General features: G+C 72.4%; 25 protein-coding genes. 17 read left to right on the forward strand and 8 right to left on the reverse strand.

The window, feature by feature from the left end:
• Positions 1 to 27 precede the first annotated feature (27 nt).
• The 5 genes from ABZ321_RS33160 to ABZ321_RS33180 all read left to right on the forward strand — a co-directional run bounded on the left by ABZ321_RS33160 (position 28) and on the right by ABZ321_RS33180 (position 6647).
• On the forward strand, positions 28 to 1653 hold the full coding sequence (locus ABZ321_RS33160) for a methyl-accepting chemotaxis protein (RefSeq protein WP_354898666.1): 1626 nt from the start codon (positions 28 to 30) through the stop codon (positions 1651 to 1653).
• Positions 1654 to 1732: 79 nt separating this feature from the next.
• Positions 1733 to 2314: an ATP-binding cassette domain-containing protein gene (locus ABZ321_RS33165; protein WP_344504378.1), complete on the forward strand. Its 582-nt coding sequence runs from the start codon at positions 1733 to 1735 to the stop codon at positions 2312 to 2314.
• Complete coding sequence (locus ABZ321_RS33170; RefSeq protein WP_354898668.1) at positions 2311 to 4458, forward strand: YhgE/Pip domain-containing protein; 2148 nt, start codon at positions 2311 to 2313, stop codon at positions 4456 to 4458. The genes ABZ321_RS33165 and ABZ321_RS33170 overlap by 4 nt, the downstream gene beginning before the upstream one ends.
• 12 nt (positions 4459 to 4470) lie before the next feature.
• Positions 4471 to 5067 carry a TetR/AcrR family transcriptional regulator gene (locus ABZ321_RS33175; RefSeq protein WP_344504380.1) on the forward strand — a complete coding sequence of 199 codons (597 nt, stop codon included), beginning with the start codon at positions 4471 to 4473 and terminating at the stop codon, positions 5065 to 5067.
• A 101-nt stretch (positions 5068 to 5168) separates the two neighbouring features.
• Positions 5169 to 6647, forward strand: a complete 1479-nt coding sequence (locus ABZ321_RS33180; RefSeq protein WP_354898796.1) for a protein kinase — start codon at positions 5169 to 5171, stop codon at positions 6645 to 6647.
• Positions 6648 to 6681: 34 nt separating this feature from the next.
• Here the strand turns inward: ABZ321_RS33180 and ABZ321_RS33185 are convergent, their stop codons facing one another.
• Both ABZ321_RS33185 and ABZ321_RS33190 read right to left on the reverse strand, forming a co-directional pair.
• Positions 6682 to 8001: a HAMP domain-containing sensor histidine kinase gene (locus tag ABZ321_RS33185; protein WP_344504381.1), complete on the reverse strand. Its 1320-nt coding sequence runs from the start codon at positions 7999 to 8001 to the stop codon at positions 6682 to 6684.
• Positions 7998 to 8711, reverse strand: a complete 714-nt coding sequence (locus tag ABZ321_RS33190) for a response regulator transcription factor (RefSeq protein WP_344504382.1) — start codon at positions 8709 to 8711, stop codon at positions 7998 to 8000. The genes ABZ321_RS33185 and ABZ321_RS33190 overlap by 4 nt, the downstream gene beginning before the upstream one ends.
• A gap of 59 nt (positions 8712 to 8770) precedes the next feature.
• Here ABZ321_RS33190 and ABZ321_RS33195 point away from each other — a divergent pair, with 59 nt between their 5' ends.
• From ABZ321_RS33195 to ABZ321_RS33215, 5 genes are all read left to right on the forward strand, one after another.
• On the forward strand, positions 8771 to 9364 hold the full coding sequence (locus ABZ321_RS33195) for a DNA mismatch repair protein MutL (protein ID WP_354898673.1): 594 nt from the start codon (positions 8771 to 8773) through the stop codon (positions 9362 to 9364).
• Between the two features lie 52 nt (positions 9365 to 9416).
• A complete protein-coding gene (locus tag ABZ321_RS33200; protein ID WP_344504384.1) occupies positions 9417 to 9815 on the forward strand; it encodes a hypothetical protein in 399 nt (132 codons plus the stop codon).
• 108 nt (positions 9816 to 9923) lie between these two features.
• Entirely contained in the window at positions 9924 to 10085 is a 162-nt protein-coding gene (locus ABZ321_RS33205) for a hypothetical protein (protein WP_344504385.1), read from the forward strand.
• Entirely contained in the window at positions 10085 to 10858 is a 774-nt protein-coding gene (locus tag ABZ321_RS33210) for a DUF305 domain-containing protein (RefSeq protein WP_354898676.1), read from the forward strand. Before ABZ321_RS33205 ends, ABZ321_RS33210 begins: the two co-directional genes overlap by 1 nt.
• Before the next feature lie 179 nt (positions 10859 to 11037).
• The gene (locus ABZ321_RS33215) at positions 11038 to 12612 is read left to right on the forward strand and encodes a cellulase family glycosylhydrolase (protein ID WP_354898799.1); all 1575 of its coding nucleotides are present in this window, start codon (positions 11038 to 11040) and stop codon (positions 12610 to 12612) included.
• A 52-nt stretch (positions 12613 to 12664) separates the two neighbouring features.
• On the opposite strand, the gene ABZ321_RS33220 is transcribed toward ABZ321_RS33215, so the two are convergent.
• The 4 genes from ABZ321_RS33220 to ABZ321_RS33235 all read right to left on the reverse strand — a co-directional run bounded on the left by ABZ321_RS33220 (position 12665) and on the right by ABZ321_RS33235 (position 15970).
• The gene (locus ABZ321_RS33220) at positions 12665 to 13084 is read right to left on the reverse strand and encodes a hypothetical protein (protein ID WP_354898679.1); all 420 of its coding nucleotides are present in this window, start codon (positions 13082 to 13084) and stop codon (positions 12665 to 12667) included.
• A gap of 73 nt (positions 13085 to 13157) precedes the next feature.
• Positions 13158 to 14141 (reverse strand): SDR family oxidoreductase, encoded by a 984-nt coding sequence (locus ABZ321_RS33225; RefSeq protein WP_354898682.1) that lies wholly within the window; start codon positions 14139 to 14141, stop codon positions 13158 to 13160.
• Positions 14142 to 14143: 2 nt separating this feature from the next.
• Positions 14144 to 14581, reverse strand: a complete 438-nt coding sequence (locus tag ABZ321_RS33230) for a cold shock domain-containing protein (protein ID WP_344504391.1) — start codon at positions 14579 to 14581, stop codon at positions 14144 to 14146.
• A gap of 48 nt (positions 14582 to 14629) precedes the next feature.
• Positions 14630 to 15970 carry an AMP-binding protein gene (locus ABZ321_RS33235; RefSeq protein WP_354898686.1) on the reverse strand — a complete coding sequence of 447 codons (1341 nt, stop codon included), beginning with the start codon at positions 15968 to 15970 and terminating at the stop codon, positions 14630 to 14632.
• Between the two features lie 224 nt (positions 15971 to 16194).
• Here ABZ321_RS33235 and chvE point away from each other — a divergent pair, with 224 nt between their 5' ends.
• Genes chvE through mmsB form a run of 3 tightly spaced genes read left to right on the forward strand, consistent with a single transcriptional unit; the run spans position 16195 to position 20104 of the window.
• Positions 16195 to 17325: a multiple monosaccharide ABC transporter substrate-binding protein gene (chvE, locus tag ABZ321_RS33240; RefSeq protein WP_344504393.1), complete on the forward strand. Its 1131-nt coding sequence runs from the start codon at positions 16195 to 16197 to the stop codon at positions 17323 to 17325.
• A gap of 35 nt (positions 17326 to 17360) precedes the next feature.
• A complete protein-coding gene (gene mmsA / locus ABZ321_RS33245) occupies positions 17361 to 18890 on the forward strand; it encodes a multiple monosaccharide ABC transporter ATP-binding protein (protein ID WP_354898690.1) in 1530 nt (509 codons plus the stop codon).
• The gene (mmsB, locus tag ABZ321_RS33250; protein WP_354898693.1) at positions 18887 to 20104 is read left to right on the forward strand and encodes a multiple monosaccharide ABC transporter permease; all 1218 of its coding nucleotides are present in this window, start codon (positions 18887 to 18889) and stop codon (positions 20102 to 20104) included. Before mmsA ends, mmsB begins: the two co-directional genes overlap by 4 nt.
• A gap of 255 nt (positions 20105 to 20359) precedes the next feature.
• Here the strand turns inward: mmsB and ABZ321_RS33255 are convergent, their stop codons facing one another.
• Together ABZ321_RS33255 and ABZ321_RS33260 are read right to left on the reverse strand one after the other, a co-directional pair.
• The gene (locus tag ABZ321_RS33255) at positions 20360 to 20797 is read right to left on the reverse strand and encodes a DUF5990 family protein (protein ID WP_354898696.1); all 438 of its coding nucleotides are present in this window, start codon (positions 20795 to 20797) and stop codon (positions 20360 to 20362) included.
• A 25-nt stretch (positions 20798 to 20822) separates the two neighbouring features.
• Positions 20823 to 21446: a maleylpyruvate isomerase N-terminal domain-containing protein gene (locus ABZ321_RS33260; protein ID WP_354898699.1), complete on the reverse strand. Its 624-nt coding sequence runs from the start codon at positions 21444 to 21446 to the stop codon at positions 20823 to 20825.
• Between the two features lie 64 nt (positions 21447 to 21510).
• Between ABZ321_RS33260 and ABZ321_RS33265 the strand changes: the two genes are divergently transcribed.
• Genes ABZ321_RS33265 through ABZ321_RS33280 form a run of 4 tightly spaced genes read left to right on the forward strand, consistent with a single transcriptional unit; the run spans position 21511 to position 23220 of the window.
• Positions 21511 to 21933, forward strand: coding sequence for a MarR family transcriptional regulator (locus ABZ321_RS33265; protein ID WP_354898702.1), 423 nt, complete (start codon positions 21511 to 21513; stop codon positions 21931 to 21933).
• Positions 21934 to 21965: 32 nt separating this feature from the next.
• Positions 21966 to 22259, forward strand: coding sequence for a DUF2316 family protein (locus ABZ321_RS33270; protein WP_354898704.1), 294 nt, complete (start codon positions 21966 to 21968; stop codon positions 22257 to 22259).
• 23 nt (positions 22260 to 22282) lie between these two features.
• Entirely contained in the window at positions 22283 to 22729 is a 447-nt protein-coding gene (locus ABZ321_RS33275) for a hypothetical protein (RefSeq protein ID WP_354898706.1), read from the forward strand.
• A complete protein-coding gene (locus ABZ321_RS33280; RefSeq protein ID WP_354898709.1) occupies positions 22726 to 23220 on the forward strand; it encodes a hypothetical protein in 495 nt (164 codons plus the stop codon). Before ABZ321_RS33275 ends, ABZ321_RS33280 begins: the two co-directional genes overlap by 4 nt.
• The last annotated feature ends 1005 nt before the right edge of the window (positions 23221 to 24225 follow it).

The following is a 24225-nucleotide window of genomic DNA, read 5'->3' on the forward strand; positions in this document are numbered from 1 at the left end:
CAAACGGGTTCTCTGCGATGAGGTGCCATGACGGACACGACGCCCCGCCGTGCGGGCGGGCCGCTCCGGTGGTTCGGCGACATCCGGATCGGTGTGAAGATCACGGCGGCGCTGGCCGTCGCGCTCCTCGCCGGCGGCCTGGTCGCCTGGGCCGGGCTGGCCGCGCTGGGCACCGCCAACGCCAACGCCACCGCGATCTACCGCGACAACCTGCTGCCGACCAGCATGCTCAACACCACCCAGGGCGCGCTCGACGACGAGATCAACAGCCTGGCGATGATGGCGATCGCCACGACGCCGGCGGCCACCGAGGCGCAGCGCCAGCGAGCCCTCGGCGCGGCGAAGGAGCTGCAGGACGGCATCGACGCCTACCAGGCGCTCGGGACGCACGGTCCCCAGGAGCAGCTGCTCGCCGCGCTGCGGCAGGCCGTCACCGGCCTGCACAAGGTCCGCGACGAGCGGCTCGTCCAGGCGGCCGCCGCCAGCGATGCCGCCGTGTACGAGCAGGCGTACCAGAGCGCGGCCGCATCACTGGTCGACGCCGCCAACAAGGCCCTCGACGGGCTCGCCGCCTACGAGCGGACCTCCGCGGCGGCGGCCGCGAAGCACAACGCGGACCAGTACTCCAGCAGCCGCGGCGTCATCGTCGCCTGCCTCGTCGCCGGCTGCCTGATCGCCGCGGCCCTCGGCTGGGCAACGGTGCGCCGGATCGTCGGGCCGATCCGCCTCGTCGGCGGGGTGCTGGCGCAGATGGCCGACGGCGACCTCACCGGCCGGCTCGACCTCGACACCCGCGACGAGGTCGGCGCGATGGCCGGCGCGCTCAACCGGGCGACCCAGAGCATGGGCGCGGCGGTGCGGACGCTGGGGCGGACCTCGTCGACCCTCGCGGCCGCGGCCGAGCAGCTGTCGGGGGCCAGCACGCAGATCGCGACGAGCGCCGCGCAGACCAGCGACCAGGTCGCCGTCGTGGCGAGCGCCGCCGACGAGGTGACCCGCAACGTGCACACCGTGTCGGCGGGCTCGCAGGAGATGAGCCTGTCGATCCGGGAGATCTCGCAGAACGCCAACGAGGCCGCCCTCGTCGTCGGCGAGGCCGTGTCGGCGGCGCGGGCGACCGACGCCACCGTGTCGAAGCTCGGCGAGTCGTCGCACGAGATCGGCAACGTCGTCAAGACGATCACGTCGATCGCCGGGCAGACCAACCTCCTGGCCCTGAACGCGACGATCGAGGCGGCCCGCGCCGGGGAGGCCGGCAAGGGCTTCGCCGTCGTGGCGACCGAGGTCAAGGACCTCGCCCAGGAGACGGCCCGGGCCACCGAGGACATCTCCCGCCGCGTCGCCGGCATCCAGGCCGACACCGACACCGCGGTCACCGCGATCCGCAACATCGGCGAGATCATCGCGAAGATCAACGACTACCAGCTGACCATCGCGTCCGCGGTCGAGCAGCAGACCGCGACCACCGGCGAGATGAACCGCGGGGTCGCCGAGGCGGCCGGCGGGATCACCGAGATCGCCTCCAGCATCGGCTCGGTCGCCGCCGCCGCCCAGGTCACGACCGAGGGCGTGGCCGAGTCGCAGCGCACCTCGGCGGAGCTCGCCCGCATGTCGCACGAGGTCAGGACCCTCGTGGCGGGCTTCCGGGTCTGAGACCTCCAGCACATCCATTTGCGTCACCATGCGGCAATGTTTTTAGACTGACTGGTCAGTTCAAAGTCAGGAGGCCGCCATGAGCGTGGTGGAAGCGCGCGGGCTCGGCGCCCGGACCCGGCGCGGCTGGGTGTTCCGCGACGTCGACCTCGACGTCGCCGCAGGGGAGCGGGTCACCGTCACCGGCCCGGCCGGCAGCGGCCGCACGTCGCTGCTGCTCGCCCTCGCCGGCTGCTTCAGGACCAGCGCCGGCACCGTCCGGCGGGAGGGCGTCGTCGCCCTGGCACACGTCCCCGGCGTGCACGAGCCGGAGCCCGCGCTGACCGTCGCCGAGCACGTCGAGGAGCGCCGGTTGCTGCTCGACGGTCCCTTCAGGAGGCGGCGTCCGGTCGCCATCGACCCGGCGCTGGACCCCGGCACGCTGGGCCGCGACCTCGACGTCCTCGGCCGGCACCTGCTCGGCCTCACCCTGGCCAGGGTCGCCGCCCCGGCCGCGGTCGTCGTCGACGACGTCGACAGCGGCCTGTCCGTCGAGGAGCGCGCGCTGCTGGACGAGGCCCTCGACGCCCTCACCGGCGACGGGATCGCCGTCATCGCCGCCGCCCGCGAGGTTGCCGCAGCTGGGACCGGAAGCGTGTTCGAGCTGGAGGGGCAGCGATGAGGCTTGCCCGGTTCGAGTTGCGGCGGTTCACCCGCGCGCCGATCACCGTGGCGGCGCTGGTCATGCTGGCGCTGATCCCGCTGCTGTACGGGGCGCTGTACCTGTGGGCGTTCTGGGACCCGTACGGCAACATGCGCCACATCCCGGTCGCCGTCGTCAACGCGGACCGGCCCGCGACCGCCGCCGACGGCAGCACCGTGCACGCCGGTGACGACCTCACCGCGAAGCTGCTGCGCCGGGACGTCTTCGGCTGGCAGCAGACCACCGAGGCCGCGGCCCGCAAGGGGCTCGCCGACGGGCGGTTCCAGCTCGTCTTCGAGATCCCGGCGGACTTCTCCGCGTCCCTGGTCACGCCGCCGGACCCGGACCGCGACCCGACCGGCGGCAGGCTGCTCGTGGTCAACGACGACGCCACCAACTACCTCACCGGCCAGCTGTCGCGCAGCGTCTTCACCGAGGTCCGCGCCAGCGCCGCCGCGTCCGTCGCCGGCGGCTACTTCGACCGGATGCTGATCGGCTTCACCGACCTCAAGTCGCAGACCGCCCAGGCCGCCGACGCCGCCGGGCAGCTCTCCGCCGGCGCCACCCAGGCCGGTGCCGGCGCCGGCTCGCTGGTGAGCGGCCTCGACCGGGCCGCCGGCGGCGCCGGGGACCTCGCCGCGGGCCTCGACGAGGCGACGAAGGGCTCGCAGCGGCTGTACGACGGGCTCGTCGCCCTCGACCAGGGCGCCGCGCAGCTCGCCGACGGCACCGCCCAGGCCGCCGCCGGTGGGCGCCTGCTCGCCACCAAGGTCGGCGCCGCGGCCGACACGGTCGAGCCGGTGCTGCGCGACAACGCCGCCCTCATCGAGGCCGCCGCGACCAGCATCGCCGACGGCGCCGACCTGCTCCGCGAGCACCTCGACGCGCTGCCCGCCCTCGCCCGGACCGCGACGGAGCGGGCGACCGCGACCCGCGCCGCCCTGGACACGCTCGGGTCGCGGTATCCGCAGATCGCCGGCACCGCCGAGTACAAGACGGCCGTCGCCGCCGCGGACGCCGCCGTCACCGCGGCCCGCTCCGTGGAGACCCGGCTCGAGACCGGCGACCTCGGTGCGGTCCGCGCCGACCTGGACCGCGCGTCGAAGCTCGCCCGGCAGGTCGCGGCGGCGGCCCCGCACCTCGCCGACGACGTCGCCGCCGCCCGCGCCCAGGTCGACCAGCTCGCCGACGGCCTCGACCGGCTCGCCGGCGGCGCCGCCCAGCTGCACGCCGGCACCGGCGAGGCCCGCGACGGCGCCCGCGACCTGTCCGGCGGCATCTTCCGGCTCTCCACCGGCGCCCAGCAGCTCGACGACGGCCTCGGCGCCCTCTCCGACGGTGGGCGCCGCCTCGCCGGCGGACTCGGCGAGCTGTCCGACGGCGCCAGCCGGCTCGCCCGCGGCCTGTCCGACGGCGCGGCGAAGATCCCCGGCTACGACCCGGACACCCGCGCCGAGCGGGCCGGCGTCCTCGGCGACCCCGTCGCGCTGGACCGCTCCACCGAGCACCCGTCCGCGACGTACGGGGCCGGGTTCGCGCCGTACTTCCTCGGCCTCGCCCTCTGGGTCGGCGCCATGATCAGCTACATGGTGCTGCGCCCCCTGACCCGCCGGCATCTCGTGTCGGGCGCGCCCGCCCACCGCGCGGCCCTGGCCGGCTGGCTGCCGGGCCTGGCCGTCGGCGTCGCCCAGGCGACCGCGCTGTTCCTGGTGGTGCGGTTCGCGCTCGGCCTGCACCCCGCGCACCCGCTGGCCATGTACGGGTTCCTGTGCCTGACGGCGGTCGCGTTCACCGCGATCGTGCAGTGGCTCGGCGCCCGGCTCGGCGCGGCCGGCCGGCTCGTCGCCCTCGCGGTGCTGATGCTGCAGCTCACGTCGTCCGGCGGCACGTACCCGATCGAGACGACCCCCGGTGTGCTGCAGGCGATCCATCCGTTCCTGCCGATGACGTACGTCGTGTCGGGGGTCCGGCATCTCGTCAACGGCGGCCCGGGCGGTACGGTCGTCACGGGTGCCTTGGTCCTGGCCGGGTTCGCCGCCGCGGCGTTCGCGCTGACGACCCTGGCGGCGTGGCGCGGCCGCCGCCTGACGACGTCCAAGCTGCACCCGGATCTGGTGATGTAGGGGGTTTCGTACGTGGCGGAGGACGGCCGGACCAGGCGGCGCACCGACACCCGGCAGCGGCTGTACGACGCGGCGATGGAGCTCATCGCCGAGCACGGGTTCTCCGCCACGACCGTCGACGACATCGCCCTGCGCGCCGGTGTCGCCAAGGGCACCGTCTACTACAACTTCTCCTCGAAGAACGCCCTCTTCGAGGAGTTGCTGCGGCACGGCGTCGGCCTGCTCACCGCCGACTTCCGGGCCGCCGTCGCGGGCGTGTCGCCGCCCGAGGCGGTCCTGGCGCTGATCCGGGCGGAGCTGGCGTACATCGAACGGCACCGCTCCTTCGCGCAGCTGCTGCTCTCGGAGATGTGGCGGACCAACCGCGAGTGGCATCAGACGCTGCAGCTCCTGCGCAGCGAGGCCGTCGACGTCATTGCCGGCGCCCTGCGCCGCGGCGTCGACGAGGGTCACTTCGACGCCGCGCTGGACGTCCGGATGGCGGCGGCGGCGCTGTTCGGCGTCTGCCTCGTCGTCGCCGTCGACTGGCTCGTCTTCGAGCCCGACCGCTCCCTGGCTGATGTCCAGGAGGCGCTGATCACCGTGATCCGGGCCCGGGTGGGCGTGTGACGCCGTCCGGCGGTCCTGCGGGACCGGCCGGTGACCGGCGCCCCGGCCGCCGGCTGTGCGATGCGGGCCGGGCTGTGTCAGGGTAGGCCGTGGTCGAGGTTGTGCTGGGCGGTCGGTATGAGCTTCGGCGTGTGCTGGGCCGGGGCGGTATGGCCGAGGTGTGGCTGGGATTCGACCGCCGGCTGGGCCGTGCGGTGGCGGTCAAGGTCCTGCCCGATGCCGGCGCGGTGGACCGGATGGCGCGGGAGCGGTTCGACCGGGAGGCGCGCACCGTCGCCCGGCTGTCGCACCCGAACATCGTCGCGATCCACGACGTCGGCGCCGACGCCGACGCGCACTTCGGCGGTGCGGTGTCGTTCCTGGTGATGGAGCTGGTGGAGGGCGGGAGCCTCGCCGACCGGCTCGTCGCCGGCCCGCTGCCGCCCGCGGCTGCCGCCGCCGTCGCGGTGCAGGTCTGCGACGCGCTCGAGGCCGCGCACGCCGCCGGGGTGATCCACCGGGACGTCAAGCCGGCCAATATCCTCTTCACCGGCGCCGGCGCCGACCGGGTGAAGGTCTGCGACTTCGGGATCGCCCGCGTCACCGGCGCCGGGCAGGCCGAGCTCACCGCGTCGGCGCAGGTGCTCGGGACCACCGCGTTCATGGCGCCCGAACAGATCACCGGCGGGCCGGTCGACGCCCGCAGCGACGTGTACGCGCTCGGGTGCGTGGTGTACACGATGCTGACCGGGCAGCCACCGTTCGCCGGCGAGACGCCGATGCGGATCGCGTGGCAGCACGTGAACCAGCCGGTCGTGCCGGCCTCCACGGTCCGGCCCGGCCTGCCGCCGCGGGTGGACGGGATTCTCGCGAGGCTGCTGGCCAAGCGACCGGACGACCGGCCGGCGACGGCGGCCGAGGCCCGGGCCCTGCTGCAGCACCTCGGTGACGGCACGGCACCGGCCGCCACCGCAGCCTTCCCGGCCGTCCCCACCGCCGCCGTCCCCACCGCCGCCGTCCCCGCCGCGCGGCAGCCGGTCCGGGCCACCGCGGCCGTCGTCGCGCCGACCCAGTCGATGCCGGTGACGCCGGCCGCGGAGGTGGCTCCCGCGGGCCGCCGCACCGGGATCGGACCGATCGGCGTCGCGCTCGCCGCGGTCGTCGTCCTCGTGGCGGTCGTCGCCGTCACGGCCGCGATCATGGCCGGACGCGACGGCTCGCCGTCGTCAGGCGCCGGCCCGACGAGCTCGGCGGCCGTCGCGCCCCCGACGTCCGGTGCCGCGCCGACCAGCGCTGCCCCGTCCCCGAGCCTGCCCGGTGACGCGCTCGCCGCGGCGCGCGCGACCGTCAGCGAGCAGGCGGGGGCCGGGCAACTCTCCACCGAGTCGGCGCGGGAGCTGAACAAGCGGCTCGACGAGATCGAGCGGTTCATCACCAAGGGCGACGAGGAGAAGGCGGCGGACAAGGTGGCCGAGCTGCGCAGGAAGCTCGGCGAGCAGCGCAAGGACGGCAAGACGCAGCAGGCCGGGTACACCGCCGTGCTCGCCAGCCTGGACCGGCTCGCGGCGAGCCTGCCACCGCCCCGCAACGAGGACGACTGAGGCGCTCACCGCGGCCGGGTCCGCCGACGGTGCGTCAGCGGACGACGCGGCGCTGGGGGCGGGGCGGCGGGGTCGTGAGGGCGACCGGCTCCAGGACGACGGCGACGCGCGCCCCGCGCAGCGGGCTGCGCTCCACGACGAGGCGGCCGCCGGCGGTTTCCGCGACGCGTCGGACGATGTCCAGGCCCAGCCCGGTGGAGCCGGCGCCGCTGGAGCCGCGGCGGAGGGCACGCGCCGGGTCGGCGATGCCGGGGCCGGCGTCGTCGACGATGAGGCCGCGCGGGGAGACGTGGACCTCGAAGCCGGTGCCTTCCGGGGTGTGCTGGAAGACGTTGCCGAGCATGCAGTCGACCGCGGAGACCAGGTCGGACTCGGCGACCGGCACCCACACGGGCTCCTGGCCGCCGACGACCCGCCAGGGGCGCTGCTGGTCCTCGGCGAGCACCGACCAGAACGCGAGGCGGTCGGCGACGACCTCGACCAGGTCGGTGCTCTCGGGCACGCGGTCGGCGGCGGACCGGCGGGCGGTCGTGATGATCTGCTCGATCTCGTCGTCGAGGGCGTCGAACGCCTGGCGCATGCGCTCGCCGATCGGGCCCGGCGGCATCGCGTCGGCGTCCAGGCGCAGCGCCGTCAGCGGGGTGCGGAGGCGGTGGGAGAGGTCGGCGGCGAGCTCGCGTTCGGCGTCGGCGAAGGCGACCATCTGGTCCGCCATGCGGTTGAAGCTGCGCGCCGCGTCCCGCAGCTCCGGCGGGCCGTCCGGCTCGACGCGGGCGTGCAGGTCGCCGTCGCCGAAGGCCCGGGCGCCCTCCGCGAGGCGCTGTGTGGAGCGCACGATCTGCGCGCCGAGCCGGTCCGCGACCAGGATCGAGCCGCCGATGAGGACGACCGCGAGCCCTGCGAGGGCCAGCCAGGCGGCGCCGACACCGCGGCTGAGGTCGCCGTCGGACACGTACACCTCGACGACCGCGGTCCGGTCGCCGTCCAGGACGACCGTCTGGAGGTAGGCGACGCCGCCGGGCGCGTCGACGGTCAGCGACCTGCCCTGCGTGGCGGCGCGGTCCACCTCAACGGCGGCGGCGTGGCTGGTGCCGACCGTCGGCTCCCCGAGCAGATGCACGGCGAGCCGCCCGCTCTGCCCGGCCGGCACCGTGGCGACGGCGCGGTCCAGGGCGCCGGATCCGTTGCCGGACGTGGACGCGAGGGCGGCGACCATCGCGTCGGCCTGGTAGCGGGCCTCGGCCAGGGCACGGTCGTGGGCGATCTCCTTCGTGACGTAGGCGAGGGGCACCAGGAAGGCCAGCGCGATCATCGAGGTGATCGCGAACGAGAGGCGCATGAGCGCGTTTCTCATGGCTGTGCGGGTGCCTGGTCCGGGTCGACGAGCATGACCCCGACCCCGCGGAACGTGCGCAGATACCGCGGCTGGGTCGCGCTCTCGCCGAGCTTGCGGCGCAGCCAGGACACGTGGACGTCGATCGTCTGGTCCTCGCCGGAGCTGTCGGGGCGCTGCCACACCTCGGTCAGCAGCTCCCGCCGGCTCACCACCCGGCCGGACCGCTGGGCGAGGTACGCCAGCAGATCGAACTCCTTCTTCGTCAGCTGCAGCGGCTGGCCGCCGATGGACGCGAACCGCTGCTGCGGGTTGACGTGCAGCGTGCCGATCGTCACGCCCGCCGGCACGGCGGCGGGTCCGGGGGTGCCTTGCCCGCGGCGCAGGACCGCGTTGATCCGCGCCGACATCTGGGCGCTGGAGAACGGCTTCGTCACGTAGTCGTCGGCGCCGGCGTCGAGCAGCCGGATGATGTCGCGTTCCGAGCGCCGGGCGGTGGCGACGATGACCGGCGCGTTGGAGATGCCGCGCAGCATCCGCAGCACGTCGAGCCCGTCCATGTCCGGCAGCCCGAGGTCGAGGATGACCAGGTCGGGCGGGTCGGTCGCGATGACCCGCAGCGCGGACCCGGCGTTGCCGACCGGACGCACCACGTGACCGGCGTCGGTCAACGCCCTGGACAGGGCGCCGGACACGGCGACGTCGTCCTCGACGAGCAGGATCAGCGGCATGGCAACACGGTAACCGCCGGGTTTGCCATGTGGAGCGGGGCGGGTGAGAAGATCTGCCGGTGCGGGTCAGACGTGCGGCGGTGCCGGTGCTGCTGTGGTGCCTGGCGACCACGGCGAGTATCGGCGTCGCGTCGCTGGCGCTGCGCCCTGTGCTGCGCACGGCCGTGCCGTCCGACTCGCTGCCCGTGCCGGCCGCGGAGGCGCGCGGGCCGGGCGACCTGATCCCGCAGCCCGGCCTGCCGCCGCTCACCACGCCGGTGTCGCCGCCCGCGGCCGCCGGGACCACGCCGCAGGCGCCGACCTCGGCGGTGCCGCGCACGTCCGCGGCCGCCACCCCGACCGCGAAGGTCACCACCGCCGCGCCCGCCCGCGTCGTCGACGGCTGGACCGTGACGACCGGTTCCGACGGCGTCGACACGTACCTGCGCTCGTTCCGGTCCGAGGGCGGCGACGCGGTCATCCGCATCCGCGATGGTGCCGTCTCCGTCGTCACGGCGACGCCCCGCGACGGGTATTCCGTGTCGCGGGGGCAGACCGAGCCGAGCCGGCTGGTCGTGCAGTTCATCTCCGCCGGTGGCGACGCCGCCTTCCTCGTCGATGCGATGTGGTGGCAGGGCGCCCCGCACGGCACCGTCACCCGCATCGGGACCTGACCGCCTCGACCGGGCGTGCTACACAGGCGGTGACGTTTCCCGGGAGGTTGTCATGATCGATGTCGGCGAGGTCACCAGCGCGGTCGTGCCGTTCGTTTCCGCGGCGGTCGGCGCGTACGGCACAGCGGTCGTCCAACGGGTCGCCGACCAGGCCAGTGACGCGACCGTCGACGGCACCATCGGCGTGGGGCGGCGGGTGCTGGCGCGGCTCTTCCGGTCCGGCCGCGGCGCGCAGATCGAGGGGGCGGTCGTCGATCTCGCCGGGTCGCCCGCCGACGAGGACCTCGCCGAGATCGTGCGGGCACAGGTGCGCGCCGCGCTCGCGCAGGACCCGGAGCTCGCGGCCGAGATCGCCCGGCTGCTGCCGGCCCGGCCCGGCTTCACCATCACCAAATCCAATGGCGTCCAGGTCGGCGAAAACAATACGCAGACCAACCACTTCGGTGCGTGACCTGCGGAAAAACTGTTATCCGCGGCGCCGGAGAACGTCGGGGCGACCAGGACAAATCTTAAAGTTCAGCTAATGCGCTCCGCAGGTTCCGGCGTTTACCGTCGATGCGTGACCACCGCCCGGATCGTGTCCACAGGTCTGCCGGGGCTGCGCCTGCACCCCGCGGACCGGACCGCGGCTGCGCACAGCACCGCGGCACCGTCGGTCGGGGCCGCCACCCCGACCGCGGTGGACCTCCCTCCCCGCCGCGGCGGGGGTGGCGGCCGGTGATGTCGAACCAACCGGCCGAGGCCCCGGAAGCAGAGACCTCGGACGCGCCCGCCGCCGAGGCCACCGAGGCACCGGTTGAGGAGGCCGCGGTGACGGAGGCCTCGGAAGCACCGAAGGCTTCTGAAAGCGCGGACTCCACCGGTACCGCGGAAGCAGCGGAAATCGAGGCGGTCGATGAGGCGGGGGAGCGGGGGCGGGACGGCTGGCGCAGGGTCGGGGCGGTCCTGATCGTGCTGGTCGCCGCGTTCGCCGTCGTGGTCCTCTGGGCGAGGCCCGCCCACGAGCCGACGGCCCCCACGGCGCAGCGCAGCACCGCACCGGTCGCGGTGACGTCGCTGAACCCGACGGACATCGCGTACCTGCAGCTGATGATCTCCCTGAACACCAGCGCCGGGCAGCTGTTCGACCTCATCGTCACCGGCGGCGACCCGGCGCTCACGCCGATCGCCCGCTCCGCCGCCGACGGTCACCGGGCCGAGCTCGCCGCGCTGCGCAAGGCCCTCGCGGACGGTGGCGCCGTCGAGGACTCCAGCATCCACGCCGGGCACGACCTGCCCGGGATGGTCGTCGACGCCGACATGGCGGCGATCCGCGCCGTGCCCGCCGCGCAGCAGCCGGCGAAGGCCCTCGAGGTGCTCCGCGACCACCTGACCGGCACCACCGCGCTGTGCGGGTCGGAGGCGAAGAACGGCGCCGACCCCGCCACCAAGGCCGCCGCCCAGCAGGTCCTGGACGCGCACAGCAAGCTGCTGGCGCAGCTTCCCACGATGTAACTTTCGCCCTTCACGCCCGGCTGACCTGCGGTTTTGCTCGTACCGTGGCGGCGGCGACGACACGTGCGATCGCCCGCTCCTAGCGTCGGCCTGCCACTGCCACGACTCCCGTCCCGGTGGCAGTTTCGACTGAGGAGGGTGTGGTGAGAAGACTCTGGGCCGCCGTCGCGGCCAGCAGCCTGGCCGTCGTCGGCGCGGTCGCCGTCATCGGGCTCAACAGCACGGCGTCGGCGGCCGTGGGCGGCACCGGCACGGGCTACCTGAGCACGCGCGGCAACCAGATCATCGACGCCGGCGGCAACCCGGTGCGCCTGACCGGCATCAACTGGTTCGGCATGGAGACCGACAACAAGACGTTCCACGGCCTGTGGGCCCGCCCGTGGCGCGACCACATCGACCAGATGGCGAGCCTCGGCTACAACACGCTGCGCGTGCCGTTCTCCGAGGACGCCCTGAAGCCCGGCGCGACCGCCAACAGCGTCGACGGCTACACCAACCCCGACCTGCAGGGCCTGACCCCGCTGCAGATCCTCGACAAGGTCGTCGCCTACGCCGGCACGAAGGGCATGCGCATCCTGCTGGACCGGCACCGCCCGACCAGCGCCGGTCAGAGCGCCCTCTGGTACGTGTCGGCGACGCCGGAGGCGACCTGGATCAGCAACTGGCGTTCGCTCGCCCAGCACTACGCCAACAACCCGACCGTCATCGGCGCGGACCTGCACAACGAGCCGCACGCGGACGGTACGGACCCGAACGGCACCGGGTCGTGCTGGGGCTGCGGCGACGTGAACCGGGACTGGCGCCTGGCCGCCGAGCGCGCCGGCAACGCCATCCTGGAGGTCAACCCCAACTGGCTCATCGTCGTGGAGGGCGTCAGCTGCCCCAGCGGCGGCAACGCCAACGCGTGGGACAACATCCCCGACGAGCCGTGCGGCTGGTGGGGCGGCAACCTGTCGAAGGCCGGCCAGTTCCCGGTCCGGCTCAACAAGGCCAACAAGCTCGTCTACTCCGCGCACGAGTACGGCAACTCCGTCTATCACCAGGCGTGGTTCGACGACCCGGCGTTCCCGAACAACCTCCCCGCCATCTGGGACCAGTTCTGGGGTTACCTGGAGAAGCAGAACATCGCGCCGGTGCTCGTCGGTGAGTTCGGCTCGACGTTGCAGAGCCCGCAGGACGTGCTGTGGCTGAAGAAGCTCATGGAGTACATGGGCACCGGCGTCACCGGCATGGACTTCACCTACTGGTCCTGGAACCCCAACTCCGGCGACACGGGCGGCATCGTCGGCGACGACTGGAAGACGGTCAACCAGCAGAAGCAGTCGATCCTGCAGCCGTACCTCATCCCGCCCGTCGGCGGCACGAACCCGACCGGCTCGGTCTCGCCGTCGCGCTCGGTCTCGCCGTCGGTCTCGACGTCGCCGTCCGGCAACACGGGCACCGGCTCCTGCACCGCCACCGTCCGCATCGACAACGCGTGGCAGGGCGGCTACCAGGCGGCCGTCACGGTGAAGAACACCGGCAGCGCCGCGGTCAACCCGTTCTCGATCACGTGGACGGTCCCGTCGGGCGTGACCCTCGCCAGCGGCTGGAACGCCACGGTGACCCAGTCGGGCACCACGTTCACCGCCGCCGGCCCCTCCTGGGCCCCGTCCCTCGCCGCGGGCGCGTCGGTGTCGGTCGGCTTCACCGCCAACGGCCCCTCCACCCCCGCCCCGAGCAACGTCAAGCTCAACGGCGTGACCTGCTCCTGACGCTGTACTGACCCCGCCGCGCCGGTCTTGGTCCCAGGACCGGCGCGGCGGCTCAGCGATGGTGCCTGGTCCGGCGCCACAGGGATCTGGCGGCGGACACGAGGGTCAGGACGAGGGCGGCGTTCGCCGCGGCGATCACGCCGAACGACAGTCCGAAGAGGACGGCCGGGAGATGGCCGGCAACGTTGACGACGTCGAGGACGAGCGGGAGCCACGCGTGCCACAGCAGGCCCAGCGGCACGGTCAGGGCGATCGCCGTCCAGAACAGCGGCGTGGCGAAGTCGGCCGACGGGGACTCGTGGTCGAGCCGGCCGAGCTCGGTCATGGCAGCGCAGGCGACCGCGCTGACCGCCGCGACGTAGACCGCGACGGCCTTCCGGACCCGGCCCGGGTGCGTCGCGGGCGGATGCGGGGCGTGGGCGAACCGCGTCCACCGCTCCGCCTCGTCGTCCCCGGTCGGGTCCCGGCTCATGACCTGTCCTCGCGCTGATCTCCCGACCCCAGTGTCCCGCCCCGCCGCATCGCGGCCGGTGCGAACGCGGGAATCAGCCGGTGCGGTAGCGGGCGGCCAGGTCGTCCATGAGCTTGTCGAGGTGGTTGTCGACGGTCTGGCGGGAGGGGTCCTCGTCGAACCAGGCCACGATCTCGCGTGCGCCCACGTGGAAGGGGACGGTGGCGACGTAGTCGGGGACCAGGGCGCGCAGCTTGCTGTTGTCGAAGACCATCGAGTGGGCCTTGTCGCCGAGGAGGCCGGCGCCCCAGTCCGGGTCGGCGGCGGCGATCGCGTCCGACGGGACGTGGACGAGCTTGGCGGTGACGCCGAGCGCGGCGGCCATGTGTTCGGCGATCTGGTTCCAGGTGAGGACGTCGTCGCTGGTGATGTGGAAGACGTCGCCGATGGCGCGGGGGTGGCCGAGCAGCGGGACGAAGCCCCGGGCGAAGTCGGTGTGGTGCGTGAGGGTCCACAGGGACGTGCCGTCGCCGTGGATGACGACCTCGCGGCCGGCGCGCATGCGGGCGGGTGCGGTCCAGCCGCCGTCGAAGGGCACGAGGGTGCGGTCATACGTGTGGGAGGGGCGCACGATGGTCGCGGGGAACCCGGACTCCCGGTACTCCCGCACGAGGAGGTCCTCGCAGGCGATCTTGTCCCGGCTGTACTGCCAGAAGGGGTTGCGCAGCGGGGACGACTCGACGACGGGCAGCCGGGCCGGCGGGGTCTGGTAGGCCGACGCGGAGCTGATGAAGACGTACTGCCCGGTCCGGCCGCGGAACAGCTCGACGTCGGTGCGCACGTGCTCCGGCGTGAACGCGACCCAGTCCACCACCGCGTCGAAGGTCAGGCCGTCGAGCGCGGCGCGGGCGGACAGCGGGTCCCGGATGTCGCCGCGAAGGACCGTGACGCCCGGCGGGAGCGGCCGGGTCGTGCTGGTGCCACGGTTCAGCACGTACAGGTCGATGCCGCGGGAGACGGCCAGGTCGGTGCAGGCGGAGCTGATGATGCCGCTGCCGCCGATGAACAGGACCCTCATCCTCAGCTCTCCACCCAGCCGTGGGTCCGCGCGAAGCTGACCAGATGCTGGCGCGCCTGCGAGATCTGGCTGCCGGTGAGCGACGGGACGTGCTGGATGAGCAGCTCGGTCACCTCGGCGGAGAACTCGCGGCTGCTGAGCACGTCGCACAGGCCGTCGTCGTCGCCGGGCTCGGCGTCCTCGTCGTCGTGGTGCACGGGCCGCGACGGCCGGGCGTGCTCGCGGCGCGCGGGCGCGTCGAGGATGCGCACGGTGGCGACCTTCAGGCCCCGCTCGCCCTCCTCGACCTCGTATTCGACGCGCATCCCCGGATGCACGAGGTGCCGCTGCTCGCCGAAGTCGTTGGCGTGGACGAACACGTCCTCGCCGCCCGCGTTGGGGGCGATGAACCCGTAACCACGCACCTCGTCGAACCGCAGAATTCTGCCTGTCTCCACCACGACCACCACCAGCCATCGAGCCGGCCCGCGTCCGCTGGGTCCGGCACATCAGAGCATAGGACCACCGAGGCGCTTCTTCTGCACCTTGCCCATGGCGTTGCGTGGTAGCGCCTCGACCAGGTGCACCACGCGCGGCCGCTTGTGCACGGAGAGTTGCCTGGCGACGAAGTCGACGAGGTCATCCGCGCCCAGCGCCGCGCCGGGGGAGACGACGACGTACGCGGTGACCGCCTCGCCGAGGTCGGCGTGCGGGGTGCCGATCACGGCCGCCTCGCGGACCGCGGGGTGCGCCAGCAGGGCGTCCTCGACCTCGCCGGCGCCGATGCGGTAGCCGCCGGACTTGATGAGGTCGGTGGAGGCGCGGCCGACGATCCGGTGCCGGCCGTCGGGGGTCTTGCGGGCGATGTCGCCGGTGCGGAACCAGCCGTCCACCAGGTCGGCGGGCTGGTGGACGTACCGCCGCAGCAGCATGGGTCCGCGCACCAACAGCTCCCCGATGTCGCCGTCGGACGCCTCGACGCGGGTCTCGACGCCGCGCACGGGGACGCCGACGTCCCCCGGGAAGCGGGCGCCGTCGAAGCGGCTGCTGATCGTGATCAGGGTTTCGGTCATGCCGTACCGCTCGACGGGTGTGTGGCCGGTCAGCGCGCGCAGGCGCTCGAAGACCGGCACGGGGAGGGCGGCGCTGCCGGAGACGAGCAGCCGCGCGCGGGACAGCGCCCGGGCCGCGGCGGGCTGCGCGCAGATCCGCGACCACACGGTCGGCACGCCGAAGTAGAGGGTCCCACCGGCGGCGGCATACCGCTCAGGTTGCGGTTTCCGCGTGTGTACGAGCGGAGAACCGGCCCGCAGCGCACCGAGCACCCCGAGCACCAGACCGTGCACGTGAAACAGCGGCAGGCCGTGCACGAGCCGGTCGTCCGGCGTCCAGTCCCACGCGTCGGCGACGGCGTCCACGCCGGCCTCGAGCGACGCGTGCGTGTGCACGACGCCCTTGGGTGCGCCGGTGGTGCCGGAGGTGTACATGATGAGGGCCGGGGACTCGGGCGCCGGCGTGGGCAGGCTGATCGACGAGCGCCGGGTGACGTCGACGGTGTCCAGGACGACCGAGGCCCCCGAGTCGTCGAGGATGTGCGAGCGCTCGGCCGGGCCGGCGTCGGACGGCACGGGCACGACGGCGGCGCCGGCGAGGAGCCCGCCGACGACCGCGACGACCGTCTCCAGGGACGGGGTCGCGTCGACGGCGACGGTGGCCGCGCCGTGCACGTCCGCGGCGACCGCGAGGGCCGCGCCGAGCAGTGCCTCGGAGGACAGGGTCCGGCCGTCGACGGTCACCGCGTCGGGCCGGTCGGCGGATCCCGGGCCGGTGGTGCCGGCGAGCAGGCGCATGACGACCATCCTCCCATTTCGTGATCCGATGGTGTCTTGACACCTTCATTTGTGAGCGTTAACACTGTGCCGAGCAACACCCCCGCCACGGACTTGAAACGTTTACCGGCTTTCAAGTCCTCCATGACCAAGACACCCACAGATTTCTGCCGGCACCGTTGATAGCGCTCACATGAGCCGTCACCGGGCGCTGCACCCTGCGTACACCGTGGAGGACACCCCAGATGAAGTTCACCAGAGCACTGGCCGCCGCGGGCCTCAGCCTCGCCGTCGCGATCGGCGTCACGGGCTGCGGCTCCGCCGAGAAGACCGCCGACAAGGAGGCGGGCGCCGCCGCCGGCGCGGGCAGCCTCATCGGCGTCACGATGCCGACGAAGTCCTCCGAGCGGTGGATCGCCGACGGCAACAACGTCAAGGCGGCGCTGGAGAAGCTCGGCTATAAGGTCGACCTGCAGTACGCGGAGAACGACATCCCGACCCAGGTCAACCAGATCGAGAACCAGATCACCAAGGGCGCCAAGCTGCTCATCATCGCCTCGATCGACGGCACCGCCATCACGACCCAGCTGCAGCAGGCCGCGGACAAGAAGATCCCGGTCATCGCGTACGACCGGCTCATCCGCAAGTCCCCGAACGTCGACTACTACGCCACCTTCGACAACTACAAGGTCGGCGTGCAGCAGGCGACGTCGCTGCTGGTCGGCCTCGGCCTGAAGAAGGAGGACGGCAGCGACGGCACCGCGACCGGGCCGTTCAACATCGAGCTGTTCGCGGGCTCGCCCGACGACAACAACGCCACCTTCTTCTTCAACGGCGCGATGGACACGCTCAAGCCGTACATCGACAAGGGCACCCTCGTGGTGAAGTCCGGGCAGACCGACTTCAAGACCGTCGCCATCCTCCGGTGGGACCCCGCCACGGCGCAGAAGCGCATGGAGGACATCATCACCAAGACCTACGTCGGCGGCACCAAGGTCCAGGGCGTGCTGTCCCCGTACGACGGCCTCTCGATCGGCATCCTGTCGGCGCTGAAGAGCAGCGGCTACGGCACCGCCGGCCAGCCCTACCCGATCGTCACCGGCCAGGACGCGGAGAAGGCGTCGGTCAAGTCCATCATCGCCGGTGAGCAGTACGCGACGATCTACAAGGACACCCGCAAGCTCGCCGACGTCACCGTGAAGATGGCCGACGCGGTCCTCAAAGGCGGCAAGCCGGAGACCAACAACACCAAGGACTACGACAACGGCGTGAAGGTCGTCCCGTCGTACCTCCTGGAGCCGGTCATCGTCTACAAGTCGAACTACAAGACGGTCCTCATCGACTCGGGCTACTACACCGAGAGCGACCTCAAGTAGCCATGTCCCAGGCTCAGTCCGACGTAATCCTGCGGATGCGCGGCATCACCAAGACGTTTCCCGGCGTTGCCGCGCTGCAGGATGTGAACCTCGAGGTCCGCCGCGGGGAGATCCACGCGATCTGCGGTGAGAACGGCGCCGGGAAGTCGACCCTCATGAAGGTGCTGTCCGGCGTGTACCCGCACGGCTCGTACACCGGCGACATCGACTTCGACGGGGAGCCCTGCCACTTCGGCGGGATCCGCGACAGCGAGCGGCGCGGCATCGTCATCATCCACCAGGAGCTGGCGCTCATCCCGCACCTGTCGATCGCGGAGAACATCTTCCTCGGCAACGAGCGGGTACCTCGTGGCGGGCGCTGGGGCCTCATCGACTGGAACCGCACGAATGCCGACGCCGGCGCGCTCCTGCGCCGGGTCGGCCTCCGTGACAACCCGGTCACCCCGGCGATGGACCTCGGCGTCGGCAAGCAGCAGCTCGTCGAGATCGCCAAGGCGCTGTCCAAGGAAGTGAAGCTCCTGATCCTGGACGAGCCGACCGCGGCGCTCAACGAGTCGGACTCCCAGCACCTGCTGGACCTGCTGCGGGAGTTCCGCGAGCGCGGCATCACCTGCGTGATCATCTCGCACAAGCTCAACGAGATCGAGGCGGTCGCCGACACCACCACGATCCTGCGCGACGGCCGCACCATCGAGACCCTCGACATGCGCGGCAAAGGCGTGACGGAGGACCGCATCATCTCCGGCATGGTCGGCCGGGACCTGTCGCACCGTTTCCCGCCGAGGCTGTCGCATGAGGTGGGCGCCGAGGCGCTGCGCATCGAGGACTGGACCGTGCACAGCCCCACCCAGCACGGGCGGGTCGTCGTCGACCGGGCGTCGTTGTCGGTGCGCCGCGGCGAGATCGTCGGGCTCGCCGGACTCATGGGCGCCGGGCGCACCGAGCTCGCGATGAGCGTCTTCGGGCGCAGCTACGGCACCGGCATCAGCGGCCAGGTGTACAAGGACGGCGTCCCGGTCGAGCTGCGGACCGTCGGCGACGCGATCGCGCACGGCATCGCGTACGCCACCGAGGACCGCAAACGGTACGGCCTCAACCTCATCGAGGACATCCAGCGCAACGTCTCCGGCGCCGCGCTGCCGCGCATCGCCAAGGGCGGCTGGGTCGACGAGAACCGCGAGTTCCGGGTCGCCGAGGACTACCGGCACAGCCTCAACATCAAGGCGCCCGGCGTCGGCGCCGTCACCGGGACACTCAGCGGCGGCAACCAGCAGAAGGTCGTGCTCGCCAAGTGGATCTTCACGGACCCTGACGTGCTGATCCTCGACGAGCCGACCCGCGGCATCGACATCGGCGCCAAGTACGAGATCTACACGATCATCAACCGGCTCGCCGACGAGGGCAAGGCGATCCTGGTCATCTCCTCCGAGCTGCCGGAGCTGCTCGGCATCTGCGACCGCATCTACGCCCTGTCGGCGGGCCGGGTCACCGGCGAACTGCCCCGCGCCGACGCGACCCCCGAGCGGCTCATGCAGCTCATGACCAGCTTTAAGGAACGCTCATGACGACCATCGTGGAGGCCGACACGGAGACCGTGGCGCCGACCCGCTTCTCGGTCAACCTGCGCCAGAGCGGCATCTACATCGCGTTCGCCGCGATCGTGGTCCTGTTCGAGGTCCTGACGTCCGGCTCGCTGCTAGAGCCGCAGAACATCTCGAACATCGTCGTGCAGAACTCGTACATCCTGATCCTCGCCATCGGCATGATCCTGATCATCATCGCCGGGCACATCGACCTGTCCGCGGGCTCCGTCGTCGCGGTCACCGGCGCCGTCGCCGCGGTGCTCATGGTCGACCTGGACGTGCCGTGGCCCGTCGCGATCCTGGCCACCCTCGCCGTCGGGGCGCTCATCGGCGCCTGGCAGGGGTTCTGGATCGCGTACTTCGGGATCCCGGCGTTCATCGTCACGCTCGCCGGCATGCTCGTCTTCCGGGCGCTCACCATGACCGTCCTGGGCAACCAGGGCATCGGCCCGTTCCCCGACGACGTACGGACCCTCGCCAACGGCTTCACGCCGGGCTTCCTGAACAACATCGGCCTCGGCGTCCTCGGCGGCGCGGACCTCTTCACGCTCCTCGTCGGCCTGGCGGCGGTCGCCGGGATCGTGGTCGTGCAGTGGCGGGCCCGCAGCGGCCGCATCGGCTACGGGCAGGCCGTCGACAGCCTTCCCGTGTTCGTCGCGAAGATCGCCGGCGCGTCGCTCGTGCTGATGTTCATCATCGTCCAGCTGGCCCGCTTCAAGAACCTGCCATGGGTGCTGGTCCTGCTCGCCGCGCTCGTCCTGCTGTACACGCTGATCTCCCAGCGCACCGTCTTCGGCCGGCACATCTACGCCGTCGGTGGCAACCTGCAGGCCGCCGGGCTGTCCGGCGTCAAGGTCAAGTCGGTGACCTTCTGGATCTTCGTGAACATGGGGCTGCTCGCCTCGATCGCCGGCATCATCTTCGCCGGCCGGCTCAACCAGGCCGGCCCGACCGCCGGCAACGCGTTCGAGCTGGACGCGATCGCCGCGGCGTTCATCGGGGGCGCGGCGGTGCAGGGCGGTGTCGGGAAGGTCGTCGGCGCCATCACCGGCGGCCTCATCATGGCCGTCATCAACAACGGCATGTCCCTCATCGGCTCCCCGAGCGAGCGGGTCATGCTCGTGAAGGGCCTGGTCCTGCTGGCGGCGGTCGCGTTCGACGTCTGGGCGAAGCGCCGGGCGGGCCGCTCCCGCTGAGGTCTCGCCGGTACGTGACCTGGGCGGGACGCGAACCGGTGGATGATGGAGGCCCAGGGGATGCTGACGGTCCCCTGGGCCTCCTGGTCGTTGCGGGGCCGCTCGTCGTGGTCCGGTCAGCTTCGTTGCGGGGCCGCTCGTCGTGGTCCGGTCAGCTTCGTTGCGGGGCCGCTCGTCGTGGTCCGGTCAGCTTCGTTGCGGGCCGCTCGTCGTGGCCCGGTCAGCTTCGTTGCGGGGCCGCTCGTCGTGGTCCGGTCAGCGCACCGTCCACGCGATCGCGGGCGGGCGGACCCGCGCGCACACCGGGTCGCCCGCCGCGTCGGTCAGGCCGAGCCGGCCGTGCAGCGTGCCGGCCCCGTCGTGCGCCGCCCGCAGCACCTCGGTCGGGATGTCGCCGAACATGAGCTTCGCCCGGCGGAACATCGCGAACTCGTCGCCCGTCACAGCGCCCCAGCTCAGGTAGAGGAACCGCGCCCCGGGCCGCCCGTGCACCCACGGCCCGCCGACGTCGAGCAGCCCGTCGACCTCCCGGCTGGTCACCTCCAGGTCCCAGGTCACGTCCGGCGCGTCGGCCCGGACCCTGTCCACCACCTCGGCCTTGCGCTGCACGCCCACGTGCACGTTGTGCAGCCGCAACTCGTCGGCGCCGGGGCGCCGCCCCGGCAGGTCGGTGCCCTCGATCCGGATTCGCACACCCCTGACCCTATGCCGCTCGGTTTTACAGCGCCGCTATGGACGCGGGGGCTCGCTCCTGCCGGGCGAGTGCCCCGACCACCGGCAGCGCCCCGTGCCGCCACACCGCCAGCCTGCCGAGCAGCTCCACGGTCGCCGCGACGGCTTCCGGCGGCAGCTGCGGCGTCGGTACGTCGAGGCTCACCGCCAGGTCGTCCACGTGCACGACGAGCTCCAGCACCCGGGTCAGCAGGAAGTCGTCGACCGTCAGCCCCCACTTCCCGACGTCCACGATCCGCTCCGGATGCTGCGCCGGCACGGTCGTGCGCAGCTCGTCCAGCGCCGCGTCGACCTCGGCGGCCAGCTCGGCGGCGCTGGTCAGCGCGGCGGCCTCCTCACCCCGCGAACGGATGAAGACGTTGTCGTCGCTGTCCCTGCCCGACCCGACCCAGCCCGCGCCGGTGAAGTGGTCCAGAACGGGGACGGCGGCCTCACCCGGCGGCCCCGCGAGCAGCGTCACGGTCCTGGTGACCTGATTGGCGAGGTGCCGGGCCAGCCCGCCGACGGTGAACCCGGGCAGCGCACTCGGCTCGCCCCACCTCGCCGTCACGGCCGGGTCCCGCAGCAGCCCCGCGGCGGTCTCACTGGCATCGAGAAACGCGGATCGCATCACTCGTCGATCCTATTCGGCCTTTTGTTGAGGGCCCTCACGATGAGGGGGTACCGTTTATGGGGTGAATGATCTCGACCTCGCCGACCAGCTGCTGGGCTGCGTGACCCAGATCCGCCGGGTCCTGGACACCCGCCTCCAGCGGCACGGCGTGTCCGTCGCCCGCAAGCGGGTCCTCGGCGCCCTGGCCGCCGGCCCTGCCCGGCAGAGCGAGCTCGCGACCGCGCTGGACGTCGCCCCGCGCACGATCACCGAGCTGATCGACGGCCTGTCCCGCGACGGCCTGGTCCGGCGCACCGACGACCCACGCGACCGCCGCGCCCGCCTGGTCCGCCTCACCCCCGCCGGCGAACACGCCAACACCCTGGCCACCGCGACCCGGCACGAGTTCCTGGCCGAGCTCTTCGCCGACCTGACGACCGAGGAGCGCGCCGCCCTGGCGCACACCCTCGCCACCCTGCGCACCCGCGCCACCGCACTGACCTGAACCAGCCCGGAGAACCCAGCACGGAGGACTCCATGTCACTCAACCTCGCCGAGAAGGCCCAGACCGCCGCCGAACTCCAGGCAAACCAGCGCCTGACCGGCCGCACACCTGACGCCCTGGCGGCCGACCTCGGCTTCACCACCGCTTACCTCGACGACCTCCTGCACCTGCGCCCCGCAATCGACCCCGCCGACGTCTGGCTCCTGCGTGACCACCTCGAACGCGAGGTCCTCGCCAACGGTGGCACCCCCGTCCCTTACACCGTCCTCACCGAACCCGCCCGCGCCGCCGCCACCACCTGGTTCAACCTCCGCCCCCTGCCCTGACCTGCGCGATTGCCCGCCGCCCGGTGATGATCTACATTCCCTACCGGCGTGGCGTCGCCGGGGCGGGAGAGCGCGTGAACAGTTGGCACCATGCGGTCTCAGCGGCGCGCAAGTGGGGCGGCACCCCTGAGGACTACATCGAGATAGAGGAGTTCATCGACTCCTCGAAGAAGCTCATCGGCGACGTCCGGCACCGGTCGCTCTACCACCACACCGAGGGCGTCTGGCTGTGCCAACGCATCTTCGGCCGCACCATCGAAGTCTCCCGGAGCACCGGTGGGACGATCCAGGTGCCCGTCCGGCTGATCGCGGAGCGGCACGTCCTGGAAGATCTCGGCTGGCTCCCGTCGCCGGCCGACTACATCGCCGGCATGCCGATCGCGCCGTGGATGTCCGGCGCGCAACGCAAGCAACTTCCGCTGTCCCACCTTCTGCAGGGCGAGCCCCGGACCGAGGAGCCAGTCGAATGAGCCACTTCAACTTTCTCGGCATCCCGGTCGACGGGACCATCATCCGCCCCGCCCCCACGGTGCAGCAGCGTCCGCTGTCGGACCTCGAACCCCTGATCCGCGCACTCCTCGCCGACGACATGATCGTCGAGTTCGGCTGGACGCAGTACACGCCCTACTACAACGACGGGGACCCGTGCGTGTTCAGTGTCGACACGCCATGGTTCCGGACTCCCGAGGACCCGGCCCTCGAGCCGCAGTTGACCCACCAGCTCCGGCTCGAGGATGGACAACACCCGTCGCTGGGCCGCCGGCAGGGCAAGTGGGTCAACGGGCAGAGGTACAGCGCATACACCGGCCCGGACGAGGAGCGGTACGACCGGGCCCGCGCACTCACCGACGCCTTCGAGAGCGAAGCGTTCAACCAGGTGCTGCTCGACGCATTCGGCGACCACGCACACATCACCGTCCGCCGCGACGGCATCACCGTCGACAGCTACTCGCACGACTGACACCTGCCCTCACCGGCCCGGCACGACGATCGGACTCCGCGGCCCGCGGCGCACCTGTGGCGGCGACGGTGCTGCTCGACGGTCCCGGCGAACGTCCGCACGCCCCGGTCCGGCCTGCCGGGTTCGCCAGCGCCCCGCTGTGATCCAAGGACGGTTCTGGTCGCGCGGGCGGCCGGATTCGTCCTTCGATCGCTCGTCGTGTGGGCGACCAGTGCGGCGTGTGGTGGCCGGGCTGCCTGAGCGGCCGGGGCGGTGTGCCGCCGCGGTTGAGCGGTGCGGTGTTCGCCGTCATGGCTCTGAAGGTATGGCGTTGCTGGCGATGCGGGGCTCTTCTGGTTTGCCGGTGTACGTGGCGCGCGATGCAACAATGACGCTCCCCGGCACGGTCGCCCCGCGTGATGGCCTGGCGTGCGACGCGACGGTGACGCGGTCCGGCGTGATGGCCTGCGTGGTGTCCCGGCGTGACGGTGTGGCGTGGTGGCTCGGCGTGGTGGCGTGGTGTGTGACGCGACGATGGCGTGGCTGGGCGTGGTGGGCTGGCGTGGTGGCCCGCGCCTGACGCGAAGATGATGCGGCCCGACACGGTGGCCTGGTGTGACGGGCAGAGCGCCACGGCTGGTGGTGGCGGCGACAACGCCAACGGGGGCACGACCCCTCGCGGCGGTGGCGCCACGCCCGGCGGCGCCTGTCGTGTCACGCGACGGTGATGTGGTCAGGAATGGTCCGCGTGGTGGGCTGGCGCATGGTCGTGAGGGTCAGCCGTGGTCCGGAGTGGCGGCCCGCGTGGCGGGAGTGGATCAGCCGCGGCGCGGGCCGATCGCGGAGGGTTGGCCGGAGGGTTGGACTGTGTTGGAGGAGATGCGGACGCGGACGTAGCGGTGGTCGCGTGTTGTGGAGGTCCAGGGGGTGCTGGCGGCGCGTGGGTGGTCTGGGTGGCGGTCGCGAGCGGTCAGCCGCGGCGCAGCTCGATTGAGGAGAGCTGGCCGGCGGGCTGGACTGTGTTGG

The organism is Dactylosporangium sp. NPDC006015, assembly GCF_040614215.1.
GTDB classification, from domain to species: Bacteria; Actinomycetota; Actinomycetes; order Mycobacteriales; family Micromonosporaceae; genus Dactylosporangium; species Dactylosporangium maewongense.